Genomic DNA, 26436 nt, shown 5'->3' on the forward strand with positions numbered 1-26436 from the left:
GCTGCGGTCAGCTCCTTACGAGGGGGGAGGCGGCGGGGGCCGGGACGCGCTCGGTGAGCGGCCGCACGGGCGGGAGCGCCTGCGCGGGCTCGCCGAGCAGCACCCGGCGCACCACGCGCTCGGCGGCCCGGCCGTCGTCGAACCCGCAGAAACGGGCCCGGAAGTCGGCCCTGAGCCGTGCGGACCCGGCGGAGGCGTACGAGCCGTCGCGGAAGACGCGCGCCAGCTCCCGAGGCGTGCGGGCGACCGGTCCGGGCGGGGCCGCCAGCAGGTCGAAGTACACGCCCCGCGTCTCGGTGTAGACGTCCCAGTCGTCGGCGTACACCACGATCGGGCGGTCCAGGTTGGCGTAGTCGAACATGATCGACGAGTAGTCGGTGACCAGCGCGTCGGCGGCGAGGCACACCTCCTCGGTGGAGGGGTGGCCGGTGACGTCGATGATCCGGCCGGTGCCGGCGCCCACCCCCCGGTCGTAGAAGTAGTGGGCGCGCAGCAGCACCACGACGTCGTCGCCGGCGGCCTCGCAGAACGCCTCCAGGTCCAGGCCCGTGTCGAACCCGGTCCGCCAGTCACGGTGGGTGGGGGCGTACAGCACGGCCGTCGCCCCGTCGGGCACGCCCAGCTCCCGCCGGATCCGGGCCACGTCCTCGGCGGTCGCCGTGCAGAAGACGTCGTTGCGCGGATAGCCGTACTCCAGGTGCTCGTAGGAGCCGGGGAAGGCGCGCTCCCACACCTGGGTGGAGTGGGTGTTGGCGGAGAGGTTGAAGTCCCAGCGGTCCACCCGGCCCAGCAGCTTGGTGAAGCTGCCGCTCGCGGCGGCCACCACCGGGTACGTCGACTGGTCGACGCCCATCTTCTTCAGCGGGGTGCCGTGCTGGGTCTGCACGTGCACGCTGCCGGCGCGCTTGACGACCCCCTCCGCGAAGTTGGCGTTGTTCACCAGGTACCTGGCGCGCGCCAGGACCCGCCAGTACCGGCGGGAGCCGATCACGGCGTGGTCGACGCCCTCGGGGAGGGTGTGCGCCCGGTCGGCCTCGACGAGGAACACCGACCGGATGTGCGGGGCGAGTTCGGCGGCCTTGGCGTGGATCGCGGCCGGGTTGCAGGCGTATCCGCGTCCCCAGTAGGCGCAGTACACCGCCAGGTTCGGGTCGATGCGGCGGCGCAGCTGCATCCGGTAGTACAGGCGCGTGCGCAGCCCCCGGGGGCGCGGGACGCGCCGGACGGCCGCCGACGCCGCCCGGTTGGCGTCCCGCAGCGCGCGGAACGCCGTGTACGCCCCCGCCGCCAGCAGCCGGTGCTGCACCCCCATGCTCCCGCCGGGCCTGCGGAAACCGGCCGGGCGGTGGAGCCGGTACAGCCGGGCCGCCCGGCGGAAGAAGGCGCGGCGCAGCGGACCGGGGAGCCGCGCCGGATGCGCGGCCGTCTTCAGGACGGCGGCGAAGAGCTGCTCGAAGAGCGGCCCCGACCGCCCGGCCGGCACGGACAGCCCGGCCGCCGCCGTCAGCACCGCCTCCGCCCGGTCCAGCAGCTCGGTGTGGTGCTCGCCCGGCAGGTTGAGCCGGCCGCCCTGCCGGCGCAGCCGGTGCCGTACGACGACCCGGCGCAGCACCGCGATCCGCTCGGCGCGCAGGGTGACCAGGCCGCCGAAGCCGATGTCGGTGAAGTGGCCGTCGGGGAAGGCGAGCCGGTGCCCGGTGAGGAAGGACCGCCGGTAGGCCGCGCTCCACGCCGGCAGCTCCACGCCGGTCACCCGGGGCGCCTCGGCGGGGGCGAAGGCGCCCCGCGGCGCGCCCGCCAGCAGCGGGGCCGCCGGGTTGGTCGGCTCGCCCTCCCACCACGGGCAGCGCTCGTGCTCGGCGTACAGGACGTCGACCTCGCCGGTCTCGGCCAGGCGGGCGGCCACGGCGGTCAGCGCGCCCGGGGCGAGGGTGTCGTCGCCGTCGAGGAACAGCAGGTACGCGCCGGTCGCCGCCCGCAGTCCGGCGTTGCGGGCGCCGGCCAGGCCCGCCGACGGGGGCGAGTGCACGGGCGTCACCCGGGAGTCCCGCGCGGCGTACCCGGCGGCGACGTCCGCGGCCGGGGTGCCGGGCGCGTCGCAGACCGGGAGCAGCTCGAAGTCGCCGAAGGACTGGGCGAGGACGGAGTCCAGCGCCAGGGACAGCCGGCCCGCGACACCGTGGGACGGGACGATGATGCTGAAGCGGGGCATACTGCTCTTTCTCTGTTCTTTCTCTGTCGAGGGTCCGGAGGGGCCGCGGTGGCCGCAGTGGCCGCGGTGGCCGGAGGGTCCCGGAGGCCGGGCCCGGCCGGGCCGCGGGGGCGGGCGGCCCTCAGAGCCGGTCGGTGACGGTGCGGCGGTCGGACGGCTGCGGACCGGACGGTTGCGGCACGGTGGTGAGCGGGGTGCGGGTGGACGCCGAGGCCGCCGACGGCACGGGCCGGCGCTCGGCGAGCGGCACGACCGGCGGCAGCGCCGTCTCGCCCAGCACGACGTGCCGTACGACGCGCTCGGCGGCCCGTCCGTCGTCGTACGGGCAGAACCGCTCGCGGAACGCGGCGCGCAGCTGGGCGGAGCGGGAGCCGCGCCAGTGGCCGGTGGCGAAGATGTCGATCAGTTCGTCCTCGCTGCGGGCGACCGCGCCCGGCGGGCAGGCCCGCACGTCGAAGTAGGTGCCGCGGGCCGCCTCATAGGCCGCCCAGTCGTCGTCGGGGGCGTGGACGACGATCGGGCGGTCCAGGTTGGCGTAGTCGAACATGATCGACGAGTAGTCGGTGACCAGGACGTCCGAGGCCAGGCAGAGGGACTCCACACCGGGGTGGCCGCTGACGTCGAGGACGCGGCCGCCGCGCGGCGGCGGGGCGGGCTGCCAGTAGTGGGACCGGGCCAGGATCACGAAGCGGGGGCCCAGGCGGCGCAGGATCCGCTCCAGGTCGAGGACGGCGCGCTGGGTGCGGCGGTGGTCGCGGTGGGTCGGCGCGTAGAGGATCGCGACGGTGTCGCGGGGGATGCCGAGCGCGTCGCGCAGCCGGGTCACGTCCGCGGCCGTCGCCTGCTGGAAGACGTCGTTGCGGGGGTAGCCGTACTCCAGCGTGGTGTACCCGCCGGGGTAGACGCGCTCCCAGGTCAGGGTGGTGTGGCGGTTGGCGGACAGGACGTAGTCCCACTTGTCGACGCCCCGCAGCAGCTCGGCGAAGTCCATGTCCCGCGCGGCCGCCGGGTACTCCTGGAGGTCCAGGCCCATGCGCTTGAGGGGGGTGCCGTGCTGGGTCTGGACGAAGACCTGGCCGGGGCGCTTGACCAGCCGGCGGTCGAAGTTGACGTTGTTCACGAGGTACTTGGAGCGGGCCAGCGCCGTCCAGTAGGCGGCCGTGCCGGGGCGCAGCGGGCGCGGGCCCGGCGGGATGTCCCGCCGGTGCTCGGGGCGGGCGATCCACGCGGTGCGCACGTGCGGGGCGAAGGCGCGGAACGCGGCCTCCAGCGCGCCCGGGTTGCAGCCGTGGCCGCGCCCCCAGGAGGCGGCGAAGACGGCCCGGTCGGCGCGGAGCGGCAGCCGCAGCTGGATGCGGTAGTGGACCTGGAGCAGGCCCGCCCGCAGGGCGTGGCCCAGCTTCCCGGCGAGCCCGCGGGCGCGGCGGGCCGCGGTCTCGCCGGCCTGGAGGGCCCGGTAGGTGCGGTGCAGGCCGAGGCGGACCAGGGCGTGGCGCAGCCGGGAGCGGGGCGGGACGGGCGCGCCGGGGGCGCGGTAGCGGCGGTAGTGGGCGCGGGCCCGGCGCAGGAACTCGGCGCGCGCCCCGCGGGGCAGCCGGCCGGGCCGGGTGAACACGGTCGTGAAGTGGTCGACCATCCGGCGGAACAGCACCGGCCGCCACCGGGCGAGCGCGGGCCGCTCGTCGAGGAACGCGAAGACCCGGTCGTACTGGTCGAAGACGTCGAAGTGCCGGCGGCTGGTGGTGGACAGGATGCTGCCCCGGCGGCGCTGCCGGTAGTGCACGCAGACCCGGTCCAGCGTCGCGATCGACTCGGCGGTCAGCAGCGCCGGGTACGTCCAGGGGGTGTCCTCGTAGAAGCCGGGCGGGAAGGTCAGGCCGGCGCGGGTGACGAAGTCCCGCCGGTAGGCCTTGTTCCAGGCCACCATCAGCACCCTGAGCAGGCCCGGCCGGTCCTCCAGCCGGAAGGGCGCCGGGCCGTCCTCGGTGAGCTGCGCGGCGACCTTGTTGCGCCGCGCCTCGCCCGTCCAGTCCGTGCGGGCGTAGTCGTAGACCAGGACGTCCGGCTCGCCGGTCTCCTTCAGCCGGTCGGCGATGGCCTCCAGCGCGTCCGGGGTGAGCGTGTCGTCGGAGTCGAGGAAGAGCACGTAGTCGCCGGTCGCCCGGGCCAGGCCGGCGTTGCGGGCCGGGCCCAGTCCGGCGTTCTCCGGCAGGTGCAGGGGGTGCACGCGCGGATCGCGCGCCGCGAACTCGTCGATGATCTCGCCGCAGGCGTCCGGCGAGCGGTCGTCGACGGCGATCACCTCCAGGTCGGGGTACGACTGGGACAGCACCGATTCGAGGCACTCGTGCAGATACGCCTGAACCTTGTACGCGGGGACGATGACACTGAACCTGGGCAAGGGACATCCATGGGTCGGCGCGGGACGACAGGGCCTGGCCCGGCAACGGCCGATGGAGTGACTTGGTTACGTTCGCCTACGGCATCCGGGGGACACCGGGTGAACGGCGAGGGGCGGACCGGTGACGGCCCACCCCCCTTGTCCGGACGCCTACTTGACCGCGCCGGCCATCACACCGGACACGAACTGCCGCTGGAACGCGAAGAACACGGCCAGCGGGATCACCATCGAGATGAACGCGCCGGGCGCCAGCACGTCGACGTTGTTGCCGAACTGCCGTACCTGGGTCTGGAGGGCGACCGTGATGGGCTGGCTGCCGGCGTCGGTGAACACCAGCGCCACCAGCATGTCGTTCCACACCCACAGGAACTGGAAGATGCCCAGGCTGGCGATGGCCGGCCCGCCCAGGGGCATCACGACCCGCACGAACAGGCGCAGTTCGCCGGCGCCGTCGAGGCGGGCCGCCTCCAGCAGCTCGCGGGGGATCTCCGCGAAGAAGTTCCGCAGCAGGAACACCGCGAACGGCAGACCGAAGCCCACATGGAACAGGATCACCCCCAGCACCGACCCGAACAGGCCGACGGCGCCGAACAGTTCGGCGATGGGGATCAGCGCCACCTGCACGGGCACCACCAGCAGGCCCACCACGCCCAGGAACCACCAGTCCCGGCCCGGGAACTCCATCCACGCGAACGCGTAGCCGGCGAGCGAGCCGACGACCACGACCAGCACCGTCGCCGGGACCGTGATCAGCACGGTGTTGACGATCGAGTCCGTGATGTCGCCGTTCTCCAGCAGCTTCTCGTAGCTGTCCACGGTGAGCTGGGACGGCTCCGTGAACACCGTCCACCAGCCGCTCGCGCCGAGGTCCTCCGGCGAGCGCAGCGAGGAGATCAGCAGGCCGATGGTCGGCACCAGCCAGAACAGGCCGACCAGCAGCAGGAACACCCGGACCAGACCGCCGCCCAGCCTCTCCACGATCCTCGTGGCCGGGGACCGCTCGGCCCGCACCGGTCCGTCGGAGGCCTTCATCGCCGCACCTCCCGTCGGAGCCTACGGATGTTGAACCACATCACCGGGATCACCAGCAGCAGCAGGAACACCGCGATGGCGCTGGCGACACCTGGTCGGTCCTCGGAGAAGCCCTTGCGGTACAGCTCCAGGGCGAGCACGTTCGCGTCGTCCTGGGAGGAGCCGGGGGCGATGATGAAGACCAGGTCGAACACCTTCAGCACATTGATCATCAAGGTGACGACGACGACCGCGAGAACGGGCGCGAGCAGCGGCACGGTGACCCTGCGGAACACCTGCCACTCGTTCGCGCCGTCGACCCGCGCCGCCTCCAGCAGCTCCCGCGGCACGCTCGCCAGCCCGGCCGCGATGAGCACCATCGCGAAGCCCGCCCACATCCAGACGTACGAGCCGATGATCGCCGGTGTGACCAGGGACGGGCCGAGCCAGTCCAGGCCGTTGTACGGCTCCTGGAAGTTGCTCGCGGGCAGCCGCAGCCGGGCGCCGTCCGCCGCCGCGGGGAGGGTGAAGGTGCCGTCGGCCGCGGCCTCGGCGGACGCGACGACCTCGCCGTCCTTGACCGCCTCGATCCGCATGCCCGCGTAGCCCAGCTCGGAGGGGTCCGGGGCGCCGAGCGTGCCGACGCCCTTGCCGCGGGTGAAGTCCTGCCAGGTGGTGCCCGTGACCTTGCCGGGCTCGGGCTCCGCCCGGACGGCGTTCTCGGCGCCGTCGGGCATCTGGTCGGGGGCGACGCCGACCAGGGGCAGGGCGACCGGTTCGCCCGCGCGGACGGGCTCCGCGGTGATGAACGCCCCGCCCTTCTCCGCCCGGAGCGGCGACTCACGGCCCGGGTGGGCCTTGGGGAACGCCGACGACCGCGCGAACGTGTCGTGCACCCCGACCCACACCGCGTTCGCCACGCCCTTGTCCGGGTCCTGGTCGTAGACCAGCCGGAAGATGATGCCGGCGGCGAGCATCGAGATCGCCATCGGCATGAAGACGACCAGCTTGAACGCGGTGCCCCAGCGGATCCGTTCGGTCAGCACCGCGAACACCAGACCGAGCGCGGTCGCGACCGTCGGCGCGAACACCACCCAGATCACGTTGTTCTTCAGCGCCGTGCGGATGCCGTCGTCGGTGAAGAGGGCCTGGTAGTTGTCGAGTCCGGCGAAACCGTCGCCGGACTGGTCGTAGAAACTGCGTACGACCGAGTACCCGATCGGGTAGACCACGAGCGCGCCCAGCAGCACCAGGGCGGGCAGCAGGAACAGTGCCGCCACGCTCCGGCGGGTGCCGGTCACGCTCTTGCGCGGGCGAGGAGGGGCGGGGGCTCCGGGAGCCCCCGCCGCCGCGGCCGACTTCATGGCCGGGTCAGTTCCCGTACGCCGCTGCCGCGTCCGACTCCAGTTTCTTCTGGATGCCGGCCACGTCCGTCGGGTTCTTCAGGAAGTCCTGGAGGTCCTTCCACTCGCCCTTGCCGGGCGTGCCGCCGAATGCCTGCGGGGCCTGGTCGGACATGTCGAAGCGGAAGTCGTCGCCCGCCTCGATCAGCGCCTCGGCGATCGTGCGCTGCACGTCGTTCGGGTACGCGGACAGATCGACGTTCTTGTTGGGCGACAGGTAGCCGCCCAGCTTCGCCTGGATCTCCGCCGCGTCCGGCGAGGCCAGGAAGGTCGCCAGCGCCTGGGCGCCCTCGGAGTCCTTCAGGATCACCGCCGCGTCACCGCCGGAGACCACGGGCGCGGTGTCGCCGACCTTCGGGAACGGGAACACCTTCGCGTCCGTCCCCACCTCGGCCTTCGTCTGCCCGATGTTGACCTGCACGAAGTCGCCCTCGTAGACCATGGCGGCCTTGGGCTGGTCACCGCCGGTGAAGGTCTGGGTGACCGCTTCGGTGAACTCCGTCTGGAGGGCTCCGCCGGCGCCGCCCGCCACGTAGTCCTTCTTGCCCCAGATCTGCGCCAGCGTGGTCAGGGCCTCCGTCACGGAGGGGTCCGTCCACTTGATCTCGTGCTTGGCGAGCTGGTCGTACTTCTCCGGCCCGGCCTGGGAGAGGTACACGTTCTCGAACCAGTCGGTCAGCGGCCAGCCGTCCGCGCCCGGGATGGAGAACGGGGTGACACCGGAGTCGTAGACCGTCTGAGCGGTCGTCAGCAGCTCGTCCCAGGTCTTGGGTTCACTCGCGCCCGCGTTCTCGAAGACCTGGGCGTTGTACCAGATCAGCGACTTGTTGGCGGCCTTGAAGTAGACGCCGTACTGGGTGCCGTCGACCGCGCCGATGTCCTGCCAGCCCTGCGCGTAGTTCTTCGCCAGCTCCGCCTTCGCCTCGGCGCCCAGCGGCTTGGCCCACTTCTTCTCCACGGCCTGCTGGATCGCGCCCGGCTGCGGGAGCATCGCGACGTCCGGCGGCTGACCGCCCGCGATCTTCGAGCCGAGGAAGTTGACGATCGGGTCCTGGGCGGGCACGAAGGTGACCTTCGCGCCGGTGCGTTCCTCGAACTCGGCCAGGACCTTCTTGAAGTTGGCCTGCTCGGCGCCCGTCCACACGGCGGCGACCGAGAGCGTCGTGCCGTCCAGCTTCGGGAGGCTGAGGGAGCTGCCCGATTCCTCGGCCGGGCTGCTCTCGCCTCCGCTGCTCTTGTCGTCGTCACTGCCGCACGCGGTGAGCGAGAGCGCGAGTGCTCCCGCGAGGAGTGCGGCGGCGGCCCTTACGGTCCTGCGGGTCCGGCTGGTGTTGCTCGTGCTGCGCATCACTGCCCCGTTCTTCGTCCTCGTCGAAGGTCCGAGCGCTGTCCCGTGGGCACTGGTCTACGCCGGGTGCGAAAGGTCGGCAAGTACGCATGCGGTGTCAAGTGGACGATCGTGACCGCGTCGTGACTGCGGGGTGCACTTTCGGCCGTACGCCGCCCGGCCGTACACCGCCGCCGCTGTACGCGGCCGGCCGTGAGTCGCCGTTGTATGCGGCCTGGTCCTGTGAGTCGCCGTTGTATGCGGCCGGCCGTGAGTCGCCGTTGTACGCGCCCGGCTCTGTGAGTCGCCGTTGTATGCGGCCGGCCGTGCGCCACCGCTGTACGCGGCCCGGCCCCGTGCGCCGCCGCCGTACGCCGTCCGGCCGGGCGGCGCTACAGCAGCGACGGCACCTCGACCGCCGACACCTCGCGTGCCGCCCGTTCGAGCGCGCTGGCCAGCAGGGCCAGGTCGGTGGGGCCGTTGCCCAGCTCCCGCACCGGTCTGCGGGCCGGGGGGTCGCCCATGCGCTGCCACTCCAGGGGGACCACCGTGGGGCGCAGGGTCGCCGTGCGGGGGATGCGGCCGGTGACGCGGCCGCCCTGGAAGGGCGTGAGGCTGTCGTCCGCGCCGCGCAGCCGTCCGCGCCCCGGTGACGGTTCGTCGGCGCCGGAGCCGGGGGCGTCGAGGGTGATCCGCAGCGTGGCCTGCCGGGCGGGCTCCGAGTCGGCCGTACGGCCGCCGGGGCCGGCCGCCGCGACCAGATGGACGCCGAGCCGCTCGCCGTCGCGGGCCACCGCCTCCAGGGCGCGCATGACGGAGCCCGCGGCGGGCCGGCCGGGGGAGCCGAGGGCCGGTGAGACCAGGGCGTCCAGGTCGTCGACGACGACCACGAGCCGGGGCAGCGGCGGTGCCGCCTCCGCCCGCTGCCGGGCCGCCGCCGCCCTGGGGCGCAGGCGCAGCGTCGAGCTGGGCGGGGTGTCGAGATCGGCGGCGCCGGCCGCCGGGACACCCGGCTGCCGCTGCGGGACGACCGATTGCCGGGGCGGCACGCCTTGCTGTCGCTGCGGGCCGCCGGGCTGTCGCTGGGGCACGATACGGCCCGAGACCGCGCGGTGCGTGTGCCACTCGGTGAAGTCGGACCGGCCGAGCAGTTCCGCCCGCCGTTTCAGCTCGGCGCTCAGCGACTGCGCGAACTCCCGCATCCGCACCGGATCGTTGGCGGTGAGATGCGTGGTGACGTGCGGTACGTCCGTACAGACGCGCAGGCCGTCGCCGTGGCCGTCGGCGCCCTTGCCCACGGTGTCCCGGCCGTCGAGCAGGACGATGCTCAGCCGGTCGGGGCGCTCGGCGGCGGCCAGCGAGGCGACGGCCGCCCGCAGCAGCTCGGTGCGGCCGCTGCCGGGCGGGCCCTCGATCAGCAGGTGGGGGCCTCCGGCGACGAGGTCCGCGGTGACCGGGCCGCGGGGCCCGGCGCCGAGTACGGCCCAGGCCCGGCCGCCGAGGGCCTCGGCGTCGTCGGCCGCGTCCGCCCAGCGGGCCATCAGGGAGGCGGGCGTCGCCCTGGCCAGGCCCAGTTCGTCCAGGAGGCGGGCCGACTGGGGGAGGGGCGCGGAGACCCGCGGGGCGCGCTCGCCGCCGCCCGCGCCGTCCGGGCGCAGCGGGGCGAGCGCCCGGGCGAAACGCTCCGCCCAGGCCGGGGAGACCGCGTCCACGGCCCCGGTCGTGCCGTGACCCACCGGGCCGGGCCGCTGCGGGTCGGGCCGTTGCGGGTCGGCGCCGCCCGGTGCGATCCTCAGCAGCCGCAGCGCGGTCGCCACGTCCCCGCTGAGCAGGGCGACCGCCCCGCACGCGCGGAACGTGGGCGCCGCCGCGCAGGCCGCCTCGTACGTCTCCGCCACCGGCGACGCGGGGGAGGCGGCGGCCGTCTCGGCCAGCGACACGACATGTATGCCGACGCGGGGACCCGCCGTCGCCAGCCGGGCCAGCGCCTCGCGCAGCTCGGCGCCGCCGGGGTCGCCGTCCACGACGACGACCGTGTACGGGCCCGTGGAGCCGTCCCGGCCGTCGTCGGCCAGCGCCCAGGAAGGGCGTCGGCCGGTGCCCCGGGGCGGCGGAACGGACGCCGCGGACCCGCGTCCGCCGGTCCCCGCTTCCGCCCCCGTCCTCGTGTCCGTCCTCGTGTCCGTGTCCGTTCCCGTGGCCGTGTGCGGGTTCGCCGTCGGCCGTCCGGGGTCGGTGAGGTGGTCCTCCAGACGGCGCAGGAGTTCCCCGGCGCGGGCCGCGGCCTGGTCGTGGTCGTAGGCGAGGAGAAGACGGCAGTCCTGTCCGTGCGCGGGGCGCAGGTGCGGGAGCCAGCCCAGCCAGGACCATTCGGCGACCCGCTCCTCCTCCGGACGCGCGCGGTCCGTGCTGATCAGCACGATCTCCAGGAGGTCCGGCGAGTGCAGCGCGGCGAGCTGGGCCAGCACGGCCCGTGCCAGACCGGCCAGGCGCGGGCGCGGCCCGGCCAGGCCGAGCGCCCCGGCCTCGCGCAGGCCCACGGTCACCGGTACGGCGGGCAGCAGGCCCGAGCCGTCGGGCGTCACCCGGTCGGCGGTGCCGAGCCGGACCGCGAGCGCCTCCGGATGGCCCGGCCCGCGCTCCCACAGACGCGGGCCCGGTCCCAGCGCCGCCAGCAGCAGCGCGGCCGGGTCCGGCCAGGTGTCCGGCAGGGGAGACACGCCGGCGGCCGGCTCGGGGCCGGCCGGTTCCTCGGGGCACGCCTCGGGTGCGGCCGTGTCCTGGTCGCCGCCCCGGCCGCCGGTCAGGCGCCGCGCCCACGCCGAGAGACCGCCGCGCCGGCGCAGGCCCTGCGGCACGTCGGTGCCGCGCAGCGGGGTGCCCTTGCGGCGGCCGGCGGCGCCCTCGTCGTCGTACGGCGGGCCGGCGGGCTGCGGGGCGGGGGCGTGCGGGCCGCGGGCCCCGGAGGGCGTCCCGTCCGACGCGAAGGAGCCGAGGACGGCGCGTCCGCCGTGCGTCTCACCGGAGCCGTCGCCCCCGGCCGCGGACCGGGCGCCCGTACGGCTCTCGACGCGCGGGGCACCGCCCTGGACGGGCACCACGGAAGCGCTTCCGGGCCCGTGGGCCCGGTCGTCCTGTGCCGCGCGGGCCGGGGCGGAACCGCTCCAGTCGACCGCGCCGTGGGTGTGGCGGGTGGGGCCCGAGGGGTGCGAGGCGCTGCCGGAGGGAGAGGAGGAGTCCCCGGGGTGATGCAGGCCACCGGAGGGCTCGCGAGGGCCCGGGGGACGCCGGGGGCCCGAGGCGTGGGGGAGTCCGGTGGTGCCGCCCGCGCGGGCGGACGGGATGCCCGTGGTGCCGGCGCCCGGCTCGCGCGGGTGCCCCGCTGCCGCCGGGCCCGCCCCGCGCGCGTGAGCCGCGCCCGCCGCCGGTACGCCGTCGGCCGGCGCGCCTTTGCACGCCACCCGGACGTGCCCCTCCCCGTCCGGTGTCGTCGCCACCCGGGCGCCCGGCCCCCCGGGCGGAGCCAGCCGGAGGGCGGACTCACCCACCCGGAGCAGCGCGCCGGGGGCGAAGCGCAGGGGACGGCTCTCGACGCGGGCGCCGTCCAGGGTGGTGCCGTTGGTGGACCCGAGGTCGGCGACCGTGACGCGGCCGTCGGCCTCCAGGGTGACCGCGCAGTGCAGCCGGGAGACGTCCGGGTCGTCGACCGGGACGTCGGCGTCGGCGGAGCGGCCCACGCGGACCTGGCCGCCGTGCAGCAGATGGACCCCGCCGGCGTCCGGGCCCGCCACCACGTCCAGCCGGGCCGGGGCGTCGTCGACCTCGGGATGCGGCTCGGGGTCGGCCGGGGCGCCCACGGCCAGCACGGCGCCGTCGACCAGCGGCGGCTCGCCGAGCGTGCAGCGCCCGGCGTCCAGGCGCTCCGCGCCCGTGTACAGCACGGGCTGCGCTCCCCCGGACGGCGCGGCGCCGCCCTCCCCGGTGACCGCCGCGGCCAGTGCGGACGCCACCGCGGCCAGGGCCGTGCCGGCGGGCGCGGTGACCAGCACGTCGCACCTCACGGCACGGCCGCGCGCCCCGGCGGGCGGGGCCTGCGGGTCTACGACGGTCAGCCGGATCTGCATCGCCGTCAACGGTCCCTTCTGCCCGGGCGCGGACTTCCCCCACCCCGCCGAGCACTCGGCCAGTTACTGCACGCATCCTCGCACCTGCCGCCGACAATCCGCCCGCCATCCGAAGGCAAGTGATCTTGATTGGTCGGCTCTGCCCGCAAAAGTGCCTGACCCGTGTCCCACCCGTGATCAGTTGAGATCGGTCACGTCCCGGCCCGGCAACCGCCCGGACCGGCGGGTGCGTCTTTCCTTCCACGCCTTGCCACGAAGGCCCCGGCACTACAGTGGGTCGGAACATCGCAACACAGGCAAGCAAGCAGCAGGGAGCGCGTGACGTGCGGCCAGTCGGCAGCAAGTACCTGCTCGAGGAGCCGCTCGGACGCGGCGCCACGGGCACCGTCTGGCGAGCCCGCCAGCGCGAGACGGCGGGCGCCGAGGCGGCCGTGCCCGGCCAGCCCGGGGAGACCGTCGCGATCAAGGTCCTCAAGGAGGAGCTCGCGAGCGACCCCGACGTCGTGATGCGCTTCCTGCGGGAGCGCTCCGTCCTGCTGCGCCTGACCCACCCGAACATCGTCCGGGTCCGCGACCTGGTCGTCGAGGGCGATCTGCTGGCGCTGGTCATGGACCTCGTCGAGGGCCCCGACCTGCACCGCTACCTGCGGGAGAACGGCCCCTTCACGCCCGTCGCCGCGGCGCTGCTGACCGCGCAGATCGCCGACGCGCTCGCCGCCAGCCACGCCGACGGCGTCGTCCACCGCGACCTGAAGCCGGCCAACGTCCTGCTGATGCAGAACGGCGGGCAGATGCACCCGCTGCTCACCGACTTCGGCATCGCCCGCCTCGCCGACTCCCCGGGCCTGACCCGCACCAGCGAGTTCGTCGGCACGCCCGCGTACGTCGCGCCGGAGTCCGCCGAGGGCCGCCCGCAGACCTCCGCCGTCGACGTCTACGGCGCCGGCATCCTGCTGTACGAGCTGGTCACCGGCCGTCCGCCGTTCTCCGGCGGGTCGGCCCTGGAGGTCCTCCACCAGCACCTGAGCGCCGAACCGCGCCGCCCCTCCACCGTCCCCGACCCGCTGTGGACGGTCATCGAGCGCTGCCTGCGCAAGAACCCCGCGGAACGCCCCAGCGCCGAGAACCTCGCGCGCGGGCTGCGGATCGTCGCCGAGGGCATCGGGGTGCACGCGAACTCGATGCAGATCGCCGCCGCCGACGGCGTGGGCCACCTCCTCGCGCCCGACCCGGCGCCCGCGCCCGTGCCGGGCGACCCGGCCGGCGCCTACGACCCCAACGCCGCGACCAGCGTCCTGCCGCACACCTCCGGTCCCGGCACCCCGCCCGGCGCGGCCGACCCCACCGCCGTCCTGCCCCACACCGGGGGCCCGGCGGGCGCGGCCGACCCCACGGCCGTCCTGCCGCCGGTGCCTCCGCACCAGCCCGGCGGGCAGGGCGGGCAGCCCGAGGAGCCGCACCCCTGGCAGAACCAGCTGCGCGCCGCCCGCGACCGCAACGAACAGACCCAGGTCCAGTACCTCGACCCGAACGAGGACCCGCTGCGCCGCCGCCCCCAGCGGCAGGTCGCCCGCCCCCAGCAGCAACCGCGCCCGCAACAGCAGCAGCGGCCCCAGCAGCAGGGCTACGGCCATCCGCAGCAGCAGCAGCCGCAGCAGTACGCCCCGCAGCCCCAGCGCCAGCCCCAGAGGTACGCGCCGCAGCCGCAGCAGCCCCCGCAGCGGCCCGCGCCGGAGCCCCGCCCGGCCCGTCCGCCGCGCGAGCCGCGGCAGCGCAGCGCCAACCCGATGAAGATCCCCGGCCTGGGCTGCCTCAAGGGCTGCCTGTTCACGATCGTCATCCTCTTCGTGGCCGGGTGGCTCATCTGGGAGCTCAGCCCGTTGCAGGACTGGATCGGCTCCGGCAAGGGCTACTGGGACCAGCTGACCACGTGGATCGGCGACATCGCCGGGTGGATCGAGGACCTGGGCGGCAGCGGATCGAGCAACGGCACGAGCGGCGGCGCCTAGCGGCGGCGCCCCCGCTGCGGCGACTCCTGCCGAGGCGCCCCCGTTTGCGGCGTCCCCCGCTGCGGAAATTCCTGCCGAGGCGATTTCCGCCGTGGCGGCCCTGCCGAGGCGGTCCGTGCCGGTGGCGGCTGTGCCAAGGCGGTCCCCGTCGGCGACCCCTGCCGAGGAGATCCCCGCCGCGGCGCGCCCGCCGAGGCGATCCGTGCCACGGCGCCCCCGTCGTGGTGACCCCCCGCCGTGGTGCCCCGCCGCGGCGGCTCCTGCTGTCGCGGGGGCCGGATCCGGCCGCGACTTCGGGGATTTGTCGACTCCTGACGGGTGATTTCCGTCTCCGCGGTGAAGGTTGGCTCGTCGGACGCGTACTTTTGTCGGCAACACGCGTCTGTAGGAGCAGTCTTGGCACGGAAGATCGGCAGCCGGTACACCGCCCATCAGATCCTGGGCCGGGGCAGCGCCGGCACGGTGTGGCTGGGCGAGGGGCCGGACGGACCCGTCGCCGTCAAGCTGCTGCGCGAGGACCTCGCGTCCGACGAGGAGCTGGTCGGCCGCTTCGTGCAGGAGCGCACCGCCCTGCTCGGCCTGGAGCACCCGAACGTGGTCTCCGTACGGGACCTGGTGGTCGACGGCAACGACCTGGCCCTGGTCATGGACCTCGTCCGCGGCACCGACCTGCGCACCCGCCTGGAGCGCGACCGGCGCCTCGCGCCCGAGGCCGCCGTCGCGATCGTCGCCGACATCGCCGAGGGGCTCGCCGCCGCGCACGCGGCCGGGGTCGTGCACCGGGACGTCAAGCCGGAGAACGTCCTGCTGGACATGCAGGGCCCGCTGGGCCCCGGCGGCTCGCACCGGGCGCTGCTGACCGACTTCGGGATCGCCAAGCTGATCGACACCCCGAAGCGGACCCGCGCCACGAAGATCATCGGCACCCCGGACTACCTCGCCCCCGAGATCGTCGAGGGCCTTCCCCCGCGCGCCTCCGTCGACATCTACGCCCTCGCTACGGTCCTGTACGAGCTGCTCGCGGGCTTCACCCCGTTCGGCGGCGGGCACCCGGGCGCGGTGCTGCGCCGCCATGTCACGGAGTCGGTCGCCCCGCTCCCCGGCATCCCCGACGAGCTGTGGCAGCTGCTCGTGCAGTGCCTGGCCAAGGCCCCGGCCTCCCGTCTGCGGGCCTCCGAGCTGGCGGCGCGGCTGCGGGAGCAGCTGCCGACGCTGGCGGGGATGCCGCCGCTGGACGTCGACGAGCCCGACGCGGAGACGGCCCAGGAGGGCCGCCGGGAGGAGACGGCGCCGGCCGCCGAGTCCCCCGCCCCCGCCGGGCGGGCCCGCCGGGGCTCGGTCCCCCTGGTGCCCGGCGCCAAGCCGGACTCCAGCCGGGACACGCACACCTCGATGCGGGTGCCGGCCCCCGACGAGCTGGCCGGGGGCGCGCACGGGACGGCACGGGTGCCGAGGGCGGCCGGGTCACCGCGCCCCGGCTCCGCGCGCAACCGCGCGGCGACCCGGCGCCGCCGGATCACGCTGGGCGTGGCCGCGGCGGTGCTGCTCGCCGCCGTGGGCGTCGGCACCTGGGCGGCGACCTCGGACGACGACCCCGGCACCGGCCCCGGGGACACGAAGAACTCGGCACCGGCCTCGCCGTGACCCGGCCCGTCACCGGGGGCCGCCGCCCCCGGTGACGGCCGCGTCCGCGCCGGGGAGCACCCCAGGCCCGGTCCTCCGGCCGTCCCCGCCTGGCGGAGCCGTTACGCTGGAGGCGTGGCAGTCGTCGATGTATCCGAAGAGCTCAAGTCCCTCTCCTCGACCATGGAGTCGATCGAGGCCGTTCTGGACCTCGACAAGCTGAGGGCAGACATCGCCGTGCTCGAGGAGCAGGCGGCCGCGCCGTCCCTGTGGGACAACCCCGAAGAGGCGCAGAAGATCACCAGCAAGCTGTCCCACCTCCAGGCCGAGGTCAGGAAGGCCGACGCGCTGCGCGGCCGGATCGACGACCTCGCCGTGCTGTTCGAGATGGCCGAGGAGGAGGACGACCCGGACACCCGTGCCGAGGCCGAGTCCGAGCTCGCCGCCGTCCGCAAGGCGCTGGACGAGATGGAGGTCCGCACGCTCCTCAGCGGCGAGTACGACTCCCGCGAGGCGCTCGTCAACATCCGCGCCGAGGCCGGCGGCGTCGACGCCGCCGACTTCGCCGAGAAGCTCCAGCGGATGTACTTGCGGTGGGCGGAGCAGAAGGGCTACAAGACCGAGGTCTACGAGACGTCGTACGCCGAGGAGGCCGGCATCAAGTCGACCACCTTCGCCGTGCAGGTCCCCTACGCCTACGGCACCCTCTCCGTCGAGCAGGGCACGCACCGGCTGGTGCGCATCTCGCCCTTCGACAACCAGGGCCGGCGCCAGACCTCCTTCGCGGGCGTCGAGATCCTCCCCGTCGTCGAGCAGACCGACCACGTGGAGATCGACGAGTCCGAGCTGCGGGTGGACGTCTACCGCTCGTCCGGGCCCGGCGGCCAGGGAGTGAACACCACCGACTCGGCGGTGCGCCTCACCCACATTCCCACCGGCATCGTCGTCTCCTGCCAGAACGAGCGGTCGCAGATCCAGAACAAGGCGACCGCGATGAACGTCCTCCAGGCCAAGCTGCTGGAGCGGCGCCGGCAGGAGGAGCAGGCCAAGATGGACGCCCTCAAGGGCGACGGCGGCAACTCGTGGGGCAACCAGATGCGCTCCTACGTCCTGCACCCGTACCAGATGGTCAAGGACCTGCGCACCGAGTTCGAGGTCGGCAACCCCGAGGCCGTGTTCAACGGGGAGATCGACGGTTTCCTGGAGGCCGGGATTCGCTGGCGCAAGCAGCAGGAGAAGTAGTCTCGTAGTTTTGTCGACAAGGCAACTGCCCCTGGGGAAGGGGTGGTTGCCTTTTGTCTTGCCCGCGCTTTCCCGGATGTCTGGGTTTTACATCACACTCACAGCTTCAACTTCCGGCAAAGCGTGTCGTCTGGGACATCGCGTGCGCAACGACCTTGACGTTGCTTAAAAAAATAGGAATCGTGCAGTGTGGCATGCGTATCTCTGGGGCGCATGTGAACCGGGGGCCTTCGCTACATCCCAGCTGCCTCCGTCGATCACCGCCCGGAACGCGGCCTCTTTGACGAATCGGCTACTGGGGGTAGCAACCATATGACCAGGAAGACGCGCGTGCGTATCGCGCGCATCGCCGCGGGCGCAGTGATCGCCGCGGGCGCCTCGCTGACGGTGGCGGGTGTGGCTTCGGCCGACGAGATCGGCCTCGATGTCCTCGTGCAGACGACTGACGGTGACGCGGACGGCGACACCTCGGGCAGTGACGACGACTGCACCGTCCAGGTCTGCACCGCCGGCGGTACTGAGTCCGCGGGCGGGAACGACGCTGGTGGTGAGGAGTCCGCGGGCGGCAGCGACGCTGGTGGTGAGGAGTCCGCGGGCGGCAGCGACGCCGGTGGTGAGGAGTCCGCGGGCGGCAGCGACGCCGGTGGTGAGGAGTCCGCCGGTGGCAGCGACGCCAGCGCCGGTGGCAGTGACGCTTCTTCGGGCGACCAGAGCAGCTCCGGTGGCTCCAGCTCCAGCTCCGGTGGCTCCAGCAGCTCCGGCGGCAGCAGCTCCAGCTCCGGCGGCAGCAGCTCCAGCAGCGGCGGTTCGTCCAGCAGCTCCGGCGGCTCCACCTCCACCACGGGCGGCAGCACCACCACGGGCGGCTCGGACTCCTCCACCGGCGGCTCCGCCTCCACCACGGGCGGCAGCAGCACCGGCGGTTCCACCACCGGCGGCTCCGGCACCACGCCCGACGGCACCTCCGTCCAGGAGGCCGGCAGCTCCGCGCTGACCGACACCTCGGACTCCACCAGCACCGACACCACCGCCCAGGGCGGTGGCGAGGAGCTGGCCGAGACCGGTGCCGGCCAGACCACGTTCCTGATCATCGGCGCGGCGACGATGATCGCCGGCGGCATCGGCTTCCGGGTGCTGCCGCGTCTCGTCGAGGGCCGCGGCGGGGCGGCGGCTGCCTGACGGTAGTCGCGCCCGTACCCACGGTACGCGGACACGCGAAGGGGCCCGGAGCCGACAGCTCCGGGCCCCTTCGGCGTCGTACGGCTACGCGCTCTGGTGGGCCAGCAGCGCCACCGCCGCCACCAGCACCGCCAGTAGTGCGATCAACGCCATCGGGTTGAGCCCCGCGAAGAAGTTCTCCTGCTGCATCCGCTCGCGGTTCGCACGGCACACGGGGCACCGGCCCTCGCTCACGGGCGCCGCGCAGTTGGCGCACACCAGCCGGTCATACGTCATGCGCTCGCCCTCCTCGCACCGGTTCCAGGTATCTCAACGCTCGCGGAGGCGCGAACGTTCCCCCACCCACTGTGCCAGGTTCCCGCGGAGGTTGCGCGGGGGCCCCGGAAGCCGCCCGGACGGGCCCTCGGATGCGTCCCGTCGGTACAAAAGGGCACAACCGCCGCGCAACCGCAACCGGTGCCTGCGCGCGCGTACCCGGTTCGCGTATGGTCACGCTCATCTACCCCCGGCGACCCGTGGTGCATCCGTGATCCGATTCGACAACGTCTCCAAGGTCTACCCCAAGCAGAGCCACCCCGCACTCAGGGATGTCTCCCTCGAAGTGGAGAAGGGTGAGTTCGTGTTCCTCGTGGGGTCCTCGGGCTCCGGAAAGTCCACCTTCCTGCGGTTGATCCTCCGCGAGGAGCGGTGCAGCCACGGTCAGGTGCACGTCCTGGGCAAGGACCTCGCGCGGCTGTCCAACTGGAAGGTGCCGCAGATGCGCCGCCAGCTGGGGACGGTCTTCCAGGACTTCCGGCTCCTGCCGAACAAGACGGTGGCGGAGAACGTCGCCTTCGCGCAGGAGGTCATCGGCAAGTCGCGCGGCGAGATCCGCAAGTCCGTGCCGCAGGTGCTCGACCTCGTCGGGCTCGGCGGCAAGGAGGACCGGAGGCCCGGCGAGCTCTCCGGCGGTGAGCAGCAGCGCGTGGCCATCGCGCGGGCCTTCGTGAACCGGCCCAAGCTGCTGATCGCCGACGAGCCCACCGGCAACCTCGACCCGCAGACCTCCGTCGGCATCATGAAGCTGCTCGACCGGATCAACCGGACCGGTACGACCGTGGTGATGGCGACGCACGACCAGAACATCGTGGACCAGATGCGCAAGCGCGTCATCGAGCTGGAGAAGGGCCGCCTCGTCCGCGACCAGGCACGCGGCGTCTACGGCTACCAGCACTGACCGCGACCGTCCACGGAAAGGCCTGAACAACACGCCATGCGCGCCCAGTTCGTACTGTCGGAGATCGGTGTCGGTCTCCGTCGCAACCTGACGATGACCTTCGCCGTCATCGTCTCCGTCGCCCTGTCGCTCGCCCTGTTCGGCGGGTCGCTCCTGATGAGCGACCAGGTCAACACGATGAAGGGCTACTGGTACGACAAGGTCAACGTCTCGATCTTCCTCTGCAACAAGAGCGACGCCGAGTCCGACCCCAACTGCGCCAAGGGCGCGGTGACCGACGACCAGAAGAAGCAGATCACGTCCGACCTGAAGAAGATGTCGGTCGTCGACTCGGTCACCCACGAGTCGCAGGACGAGGCGTACAAGCACTACAAGGAGCAGTTCGGCGACTCCCCGCTGGCCGCCTCCCTCACGCCGGACCAGATGCAGGAGTCGTACCGCATCAAGCTGAAGGACCCGGAGAAGTACCAGGTCATCGCGACCGCCTTCGACGGGCGGGACGGCGTGCAGTCGGTGCAGGACCAGAAGGGCATCCTGGACAACCTGTTCGGGCTGCTGAACGGCATGAACTGGGCCGCGCGGGCGGTGATGGCGCTGATGCTGGTCGTGGCGCTGATGCTGATCGTCAACACCGTGCGCGTGTCCGCGTTCAGCCGACGGCGTGAGACCGGGATCATGCGCCTGGTCGGCGCCTCCGGGTTCTACATCCAGGCGCCGTTCATCGCGGAGGCGGCGGTCGCCGGGCTCATCGGCGGTACCGTCGCGTGCGGATTCCTCGTGATCGCGCGGTACTTCATCATCGACCACGGTCTCGCCCTGTCCGAGAAGCTGAACCTGATCAACTTCATCGGCTGGGACGCCGTGCTGACGAAGCTTCCGCTCATCCTCGCCACGAGCCTGCTGATGCCCGCGCTGGCCGCGTTCTTCGCGTTGCGCAAGTACCTGAAGGTGTGACGCATGCCAAGGGGGCCGTACGGGCAAGCCACCGTGCGGCCCCTCGGCGTTCCCCTAGACTCGCGGCCATGTCAGGCTGTGATCCCCTGAGTTCGCCCCGCCGCTTCGGCCGCGGGGCCGCCCTGACGGTGGTGTTCGCGAGCGTCCTCGTCGCGGGTGCGGCGACCGGCTCACTGCCCGTCGACGGCCGGGGCGCCCCGGCCGACCGGTCGCGCGCGGCCGCTCCGGGCCCGGAGGCCGAGGCGGTCACCAGGGCCGCCGAGGAGGCGATGGCCGACGGCAAGTCGCCCCTGGAGGCCGCCGAACGCGCCGTCAGCCGCAGCGGGGACCGCTGGGCGGCCGTCTACTCGGAGGGCGAGTACGAGGAGTTCGCGGAGTCCCTCGACGGCCGGTACACCGGAGTCGGCCTGGAGGCGCGCCGTGAGCGGGACGGGACGATCGAGGTGACCGGGGTGCGGTCCGGGTCGCCCGCGGCCGCCGCCGGGATCCGCGCGGGCGACCGGCTGCGCAGTGTCGACGGGGAGGCGGTCGACGGCCGGCCGGTCACCGAGGTCGTCGCCCTGCTGCGCGGCGACGCGACGGACGCGCCCGCCGGCACCACCGTCCGTCTCGGCCTGGAGCGCGGCACGCGCGCGTGGACGCAGACCCTGCGCCGGGCCCGTCTGTCCGCCGACCCCGTCACCGTGCGCGCGCTCGGCGAGCGGGCCACCGTCATCACCGTCGCCGCGTTCACCCGGGGGGTCGGGGACACCGTCCGCACCGCCGTCCGCGCGGCGCCGGCCGACGCCGGGATCGTGCTGGACCTGCGGGGCAACTCCGGCGGTCTGGTCACGGAGGCCGTCTCCACCGCCTCCGCCTTCCTCGACGGCGGCCTGGTCGCCACCTACGACGTCGACGGCGAGCAGCGGGCCCTGCACGCCGAGCCCGGCGGCGACACCGACCGGCCCCTGGTGGCGCTCGTCGACGGCGGCACCATGAGCGCGGCCGAGCTGCTCACCGGCGCCCTTCAGGACCGCGGCCGCGCGGTCGTCGTGGGCTCCCGCACCTTCGGCAAGGGCTCGGTGCAGATGCCGAGCGAGCTGCCCGACGGCTCCGTCGCCGAGCTGACCGTCGGCCACTACCGCACCCCGTCCGGCCGTACCGTCGACGGCACCGGCATCAGCCCGGACCTGGAGGCCGACGAGGGGGCGCTGGAGCGGGCGGAGACCGTGCTGAGCGGACTCGGCGACGCGTCCTGAGCCGGCCGGGCCCCCTCGCGGCGCACCTCGTGACCGCTCGCGGCGCACCTCGTAATCGGCTTTCCCTCGGACCCCCCTCGGGTGCGAAAATGGCCGCACTATGAGCAAGGGCATGTACGTACCGAAAGAGTCCCAGCCGAAGCAGGGCAAGCCGGCCGCGGGCAAGGACGGCGAGAAGGGCGGCAAGCGCCGGATCGTCGCGCAGAACAAGAAGGCCCGGCACGACTACGCGATCATCGACACCTTCGAGGCCGGTCTGGTGCTGACCGGCACCGAGGTGAAGTCGCTGCGCCAGGGGCGGGCCTCGCTGACCGACGGCTTCGTCCAGGTGGACCGGGGTGAGGCGTGGCTGCACAACGCCCACATCCCCGAGTACAGCCAGGGCAGCTGGACCAACCACTCCGCGCGCCGCAAGCGCAAGCTGCTGCTGCACCGCGAGGAGATCGACAAGCTGGCCGTGAAGTCGGAGGAGACCGGTCACACGATCGTGCCGCTCGCCCTGTACTTCAAGGACGGCCGGGCCAAGGCGGAGATCGCGCTGGCGCGCGGCAAGAAGGAGTACGACAAGCGGCAGACCCTGCGGGAGAAGCAGGACCGCCGGGACACCGACCGGGCGATCGCCGCGGCGAAGCGGCGGCAGCGGGGCGCGTAGCCGGGCGTTCACCGGCCGGCCGGCGGTGGGTCGCCGCCCGGCGGGAATAGGCTGGCATCGGCGTGCGTTGGTCACGTACGATGGCACCTGTGCCTCACAGCGGGCACGACGATTGAAAAATCAACATGGGGATGATCGGTTTCGACAGCGGATGTCGAAGCAGGGGAAGCGTGTCGAGGAAGCGGCCATGATCTCGTAAACCACAGGCCGAAAAAAATAATCGCCACTGTTAAGAGCGATTCTCCCAAGGCGACGCAGTTCGCCCTCGCCGCCTGATCTCAGGTAACGAGGCAACTGCCCCTTACTAGGGGAGTGTCAGCCCGGGCTCGTTCCCGACCCGGATCCTGGCATCAGCTAGGGAACTAAACCTTGATCCCGGTCACGGGGTGAAGAGGGAAACCAAACAGTGACTGGGCCCGTCGGCGACTTGTTCGCGTGATCGCCGGGGCCGAGAAAATCACAGCGAACTGCACACGGAGAAGCCCTGGTTCCGCACCGTTGGACGCGGGTTCGATTCCCGCCATCTCCACTCATCCCATGTATGAAGAAGCCCCGCCCCTGAGGGGGACGGGGCTTCTTCATGTCCTCAGGCCGGACGCGGTGCCGTACTGGCGCGCCGGGTCAGCCGGGGCGGCAGCAGGGTCGCGTCCGGCGCCTGCTCGCCGGAGAGCTGCGCCATCAGCAGTTCCACCGCCCGCGTGCCCACCTCGGTGGCGGGCAGCGCCACGGAGGTGACGGGCACGCGGAGGGACGCGGCGAGCTCGTCGGGGCAGATCGCCGTGACCGACAGATCCGTCGGCACCCGCAGCCCGAGCTCCCCGAAGGCGTCGATCAGGGGCTCCAGGACCGCCTCGTTGTGCACGACCACACCCGTCAGCGCGGGCTGCTCGCGCAGCAGCCGCTCCGCGACCCGGCGGGCGGCGGCGGGCGTCGCCTCGCACGGGTGGACGGCGCAGGAGAGCCCGGCCCGGTCGGCGGCCGCGGTGAACCCCTGCACCACACGCTGCGCGAACGCCGTCCCGCGCACATACACCTCCGGCGGCGAGCCGACCAGCGCCACCACCCGGTGGCCGAACTGCGCCAGATGCTCCACACAGGCCTCGCCCGCCGCCCGGAAGTCGAGGTCGATGCAGGTCAGCCCGTCCCTCTCGTGCGGGAACCCGATCACCACGGACGGCCGGTCGAGGGAGCGCAGCAGGGGCAGCCGGGGGTCGCGGAGCTGGACGTCCATCAGGATCAGGGCGTCCACCAGCGCGGTGTCCGCGACCCGGCGCAGCCCCTCCTCGCCCTCCTCCTGGGTGAGCAGCAGCACGTCGTGGTCGTGGCGCCGGGCGGCCACCGCCACCGACACCGCGAACCCCATGACGACCGGGACGTGGATGCCGGCCCGCAGCGGCATCACCAGCGCCAGCACGTTGGAGCGTCGGCCGGCCAGGGCCCGGGCACCCGCGTGCGGCCGGTAGCCCAGTTCCCGGATGGCGTCCTCGACGCGCCGCCGGGTCGCGGCGGAGATCGGGCGCTTGCCGCTGAGCGCGTACGACACGGTGCTGGGGGAGACCCCGGCGTGCCGGGCCACGTCCGTGATCTTCACCATCGGTCCAGCTCCAGGGTGAGGAAGCCGCTGCCGGCCCGCGCCCGGGCCGTCCGGTCCCCCGCGGCCAGCGCCCACGGCGCCGAGGGGTCACTGGCGGAGGCCCGCAGGGTGTCGCCCTCCCGGACGACGGTGAAGGTGACCGCGCCGACCCGCACGCTCACCTGGGCGCCGCGCGGCAGGCCGTACGCGCGCAGCGTGACCCCGTCGGCGTGGGCGTAGTCGGGCCGGTCGGCGTGCGCGCCCACCGGGAGGACCGCGCCGGGCCGCACCAGCAGCGGCAGGCTGAGGACGTCGTGCCGCTCGCGCACCCAGCGCGGCCCGGTGACCGTCCGCCCGGTGAGGTAGTGGGTCCAGGTGCCCTCGGGCACGTAGTAGGTGACGTCTCCCTCGTCGTCGAAGACGGGCGCGACCAGCAGGTCCGGGCCGAGCATGTACTGCCGTTCCAGATGGGCGCAGCCGGGGTCGTCGGGGAACTCCAGGACCATCGCCCGCATCACCGGCACGCCCTCCTCGTGGGCGACGCGCGCGGCCTCGTAGAGGTAGGGCAGGAGCCGCATCTTCAGCCGGGTGAAGTGCCGCAGCACGTCCACGGACTCCTCGTCGAACAGCCACGGCACCCGGTACGAGGCGGAGCCGTGCAGCCGGCTGTGCGAGGACAGCAGTCCGAAGGCGACCCACCGCTTGAACAGCGCGGGCGTCGGCGTCCCCTCGAAGCCGCCGATGTCATGGCTCCAGAAGCCGAACCCGGACAGTCCGAGGGAGAGCCCGCCGCGCAGCGACTCCGCCATCGACGCGTACGTCGCCTCGCAGTCGCCGCCCCAGTGCACCGGGAACCGCTGCCCGCCGGCCGTCGCCGACCGCGCGAACACCACCGCCTCCCCCTCCCCCCGGTGCTTGCGCAGCACCTCGAAGACGGTCCGGTTGTACAGGTACGTGTAGTAGTTGTGCATGCGTTCCGGGTCGGAGCCGTCGGACCAGACCACGTCGAGCGGGACGCGTTCGCCGAAGTCGGTCTTGAAGCAGTCGACGCCCTGGGCGAGCAGCGCCTCCAGCTTCGAGGCGTACCAGTCGCGGGCGGCCCGGGAGGTGAAGTCGACCAGGGCCATGCCGGGCTGCCACAGGTCCCACTGCCAGACACCGCCGTCGGGGCGCCTGAGCAGGTGCCCCAGCGCCTTGCCCTCCGCGAACAGCGGGGACCGCTGGGCGATGTACGGGTTGATCCACACGCACACGCGCAGGCCCCTGGCCTTGAGCCGGGCCAGCATGCCCTCCGGGTCCGGGAAGACCCGCGGGTCCCACCGGAAGTCGCACCAGTGGTGCTCCCGCATCCAGAAGCAGTCGAAGTGGAAGACGGAGAGCGGCAGTCCGCGCTGCCGCATGCCCTCGATGAACGAGGTCACGGTCTCCTCGTCGTACGACGTCGTGAAGGACGTCGACAGCCACAGGCCGAACGACCAGGCGGGCGGGAGCGCGGGGCGGCCGGTGAGGGCCGTGTACCGGCGCAGGACGTCCTTCGGGGTGGGGCCGTGGACGACGTAGTACGTCAGTTCCTGGGTCTCGGCGCTGAACTGCACCTTCGACACGGTCTCCGAGCCGACCTCGAAGGAGACCTTGCCGGGGTGGTCGACGAAGACGCCGTAGCCCGCGTCCGTCAGGTAGAACGGGACGTTCTTGTAGGCCTGTTCGGTGGCGGTGCCGCCGTCGGCGTTCCAGATGTCGACGGCCTGGCCGCCCCGGGTCAGCGGGCCGAAGCGTTCGCCGAGGCCGTAGACGTGCGTGCCGACGCCGAGGGCGAGCTGTTCGCGCAGGTGATGGGCGCCGGCCGCGTCCCGCATGATGCCCATGCCCTTGGGGCCGCTGGAGGTGAGGAGGCGCCCGTCGGCGAGGAACTCCACCTGCCAGGGGCCGGAGCGGGCCACCCGCACCGACAGCGCGCCGGAGGTGAGGGTCGTGTGGTCGTCGTCGTGGGAGATCCGGGGGGCGCTCTCACCGCCGGTGACGTCGAAGACCGGCCCGCGCGGCTGCCCGCCGGTGAGGTGGGTCAGGGTGACGCCGATGACGTCCGGCATCGGGGTGTGGACGGTGATCGTCATGACCGGTCCCGTCAGCAGGTCGCCCCGCGAGCGGACGGGCCGGGTCGGCGCGTGGATCTCCAGGGCGCCGTCGCCCTCCTCGACGTCGAGGACGCCGGCCGGGTGGGCGGCCGTGACTCCCTCGCGCAGCAGCCAGTAACCATCGGTGAACTTCATGT

17 protein-coding genes and 1 other RNA gene are annotated in these 26436 nt (G+C 73.5%); 9 read left to right on the plus strand and 9 right to left on the minus strand.

Annotated elements, in window-relative coordinates:
• Positions 1 to 7: 7 nt before the first annotated feature.
• From ACZ3KJ_RS00150 to ACZ3KJ_RS00175, 6 genes are all read right to left on the minus strand, one after another.
• The gene (locus ACZ3KJ_RS00150) at positions 8 to 2212 is read right to left on the minus strand and encodes a bifunctional glycosyltransferase/CDP-glycerol:glycerophosphate glycerophosphotransferase (protein WP_467523445.1); all 2205 of its coding nucleotides are present in this window, start codon (positions 2210 to 2212) and stop codon (positions 8 to 10) included.
• Positions 2213 to 2333: 121 nt separating this feature from the next.
• Positions 2334 to 4613 (minus strand): bifunctional glycosyltransferase/CDP-glycerol:glycerophosphate glycerophosphotransferase, encoded by a 2280-nt coding sequence (locus ACZ3KJ_RS00155; protein ID WP_467523447.1) that lies wholly within the window; start codon positions 4611 to 4613, stop codon positions 2334 to 2336.
• Between the two features lie 150 nt (positions 4614 to 4763).
• Positions 4764 to 5645 carry a carbohydrate ABC transporter permease gene (locus tag ACZ3KJ_RS00160; RefSeq protein WP_467523448.1) on the minus strand — a complete coding sequence of 294 codons (882 nt, stop codon included), beginning with the start codon at positions 5643 to 5645 and terminating at the stop codon, positions 4764 to 4766.
• Positions 5642 to 6925, minus strand: coding sequence for a carbohydrate ABC transporter permease (locus ACZ3KJ_RS00165; protein WP_467524750.1), 1284 nt, complete (start codon positions 6923 to 6925; stop codon positions 5642 to 5644). The genes ACZ3KJ_RS00160 and ACZ3KJ_RS00165 overlap by 4 nt, the downstream gene beginning before the upstream one ends.
• Before the next feature lie 70 nt (positions 6926 to 6995).
• The gene (locus ACZ3KJ_RS00170; RefSeq protein WP_467523450.1) at positions 6996 to 8375 is read right to left on the minus strand and encodes an ABC transporter substrate-binding protein; all 1380 of its coding nucleotides are present in this window, start codon (positions 8373 to 8375) and stop codon (positions 6996 to 6998) included.
• Between the two features lie 371 nt (positions 8376 to 8746).
• Positions 8747 to 12478 carry an FHA domain-containing protein gene (locus ACZ3KJ_RS00175; protein ID WP_467524752.1) on the minus strand — a complete coding sequence of 1244 codons (3732 nt, stop codon included), beginning with the start codon at positions 12476 to 12478 and terminating at the stop codon, positions 8747 to 8749.
• Positions 12479 to 12801: 323 nt separating this feature from the next.
• Here ACZ3KJ_RS00175 and ACZ3KJ_RS00180 point away from each other — a divergent pair, with 323 nt between their 5' ends.
• The 4 genes from ACZ3KJ_RS00180 to ACZ3KJ_RS00195 all read left to right on the plus strand — a co-directional run bounded on the left by ACZ3KJ_RS00180 (position 12802) and on the right by ACZ3KJ_RS00195 (position 18531).
• Positions 12802 to 14487: a serine/threonine-protein kinase gene (locus ACZ3KJ_RS00180; protein ID WP_467523452.1), complete on the plus strand. Its 1686-nt coding sequence runs from the start codon at positions 12802 to 12804 to the stop codon at positions 14485 to 14487.
• 396 nt (positions 14488 to 14883) lie between these two features.
• The gene (locus ACZ3KJ_RS00185; protein ID WP_467523454.1) at positions 14884 to 16131 is read left to right on the plus strand and encodes a serine/threonine-protein kinase; all 1248 of its coding nucleotides are present in this window, start codon (positions 14884 to 14886) and stop codon (positions 16129 to 16131) included.
• A 114-nt stretch (positions 16132 to 16245) separates the two neighbouring features.
• Positions 16246 to 17352 (plus strand): peptide chain release factor 2, encoded by a 1107-nt coding sequence (gene prfB, locus ACZ3KJ_RS00190; protein ID WP_467523456.1) that lies wholly within the window; start codon positions 16246 to 16248, stop codon positions 17350 to 17352.
• A 330-nt stretch (positions 17353 to 17682) separates the two neighbouring features.
• Positions 17683 to 18531 (plus strand): hypothetical protein, encoded by an 849-nt coding sequence (locus tag ACZ3KJ_RS00195; protein ID WP_467523457.1) that lies wholly within the window; start codon positions 17683 to 17685, stop codon positions 18529 to 18531.
• A gap of 84 nt (positions 18532 to 18615) precedes the next feature.
• Here the strand turns inward: ACZ3KJ_RS00195 and ACZ3KJ_RS00200 are convergent, their stop codons facing one another.
• Positions 18616 to 18807, minus strand: a complete 192-nt coding sequence (locus ACZ3KJ_RS00200) for a hypothetical protein (protein WP_385073572.1) — start codon at positions 18805 to 18807, stop codon at positions 18616 to 18618.
• A gap of 250 nt (positions 18808 to 19057) precedes the next feature.
• Between ACZ3KJ_RS00200 and ftsE the strand changes: the two genes are divergently transcribed.
• The 5 genes from ftsE (at position 19058) to ssrA (ending at position 23123) form a co-directional block, all read left to right on the plus strand.
• On the plus strand, positions 19058 to 19747 hold the full coding sequence (gene ftsE, locus ACZ3KJ_RS00205; RefSeq protein WP_389523848.1) for a cell division ATP-binding protein FtsE: 690 nt from the start codon (positions 19058 to 19060) through the stop codon (positions 19745 to 19747).
• 36 nt (positions 19748 to 19783) lie between these two features.
• A complete protein-coding gene (ftsX, locus tag ACZ3KJ_RS00210; protein ID WP_467523460.1) occupies positions 19784 to 20701 on the plus strand; it encodes a permease-like cell division protein FtsX in 918 nt (305 codons plus the stop codon).
• Positions 20702 to 20769: 68 nt separating this feature from the next.
• Entirely contained in the window at positions 20770 to 21939 is a 1170-nt protein-coding gene (locus tag ACZ3KJ_RS00215) for a S41 family peptidase (RefSeq protein WP_467523462.1), read from the plus strand.
• Between the two features lie 112 nt (positions 21940 to 22051).
• Positions 22052 to 22591: an SsrA-binding protein SmpB gene (gene smpB / locus ACZ3KJ_RS00220; protein WP_467523464.1), complete on the plus strand. Its 540-nt coding sequence runs from the start codon at positions 22052 to 22054 to the stop codon at positions 22589 to 22591.
• Positions 22592 to 22718: 127 nt separating this feature from the next.
• Positions 22719 to 23123, plus strand: a transfer-messenger RNA (tmRNA) gene (gene ssrA / locus ACZ3KJ_RS00225).
• 54 nt (positions 23124 to 23177) lie between these two features.
• Here the strand turns inward: ssrA and ACZ3KJ_RS00230 are convergent.
• The gene (locus ACZ3KJ_RS00230; protein WP_467523466.1) at positions 23178 to 24185 is read right to left on the minus strand and encodes a LacI family DNA-binding transcriptional regulator; all 1008 of its coding nucleotides are present in this window, start codon (positions 24183 to 24185) and stop codon (positions 23178 to 23180) included.
• Complete coding sequence (gene yicI / locus ACZ3KJ_RS00235; protein WP_467523468.1) at positions 24179 to 26434, minus strand: alpha-xylosidase; 2256 nt, start codon at positions 26432 to 26434, stop codon at positions 24179 to 24181. The genes ACZ3KJ_RS00230 and yicI overlap by 7 nt, the downstream gene beginning before the upstream one ends.
• Between the last annotated feature and the right edge of the window lie 2 nt (positions 26435 to 26436).

Source organism: Streptomyces sp. NPDC003248 (assembly GCF_055563235.1).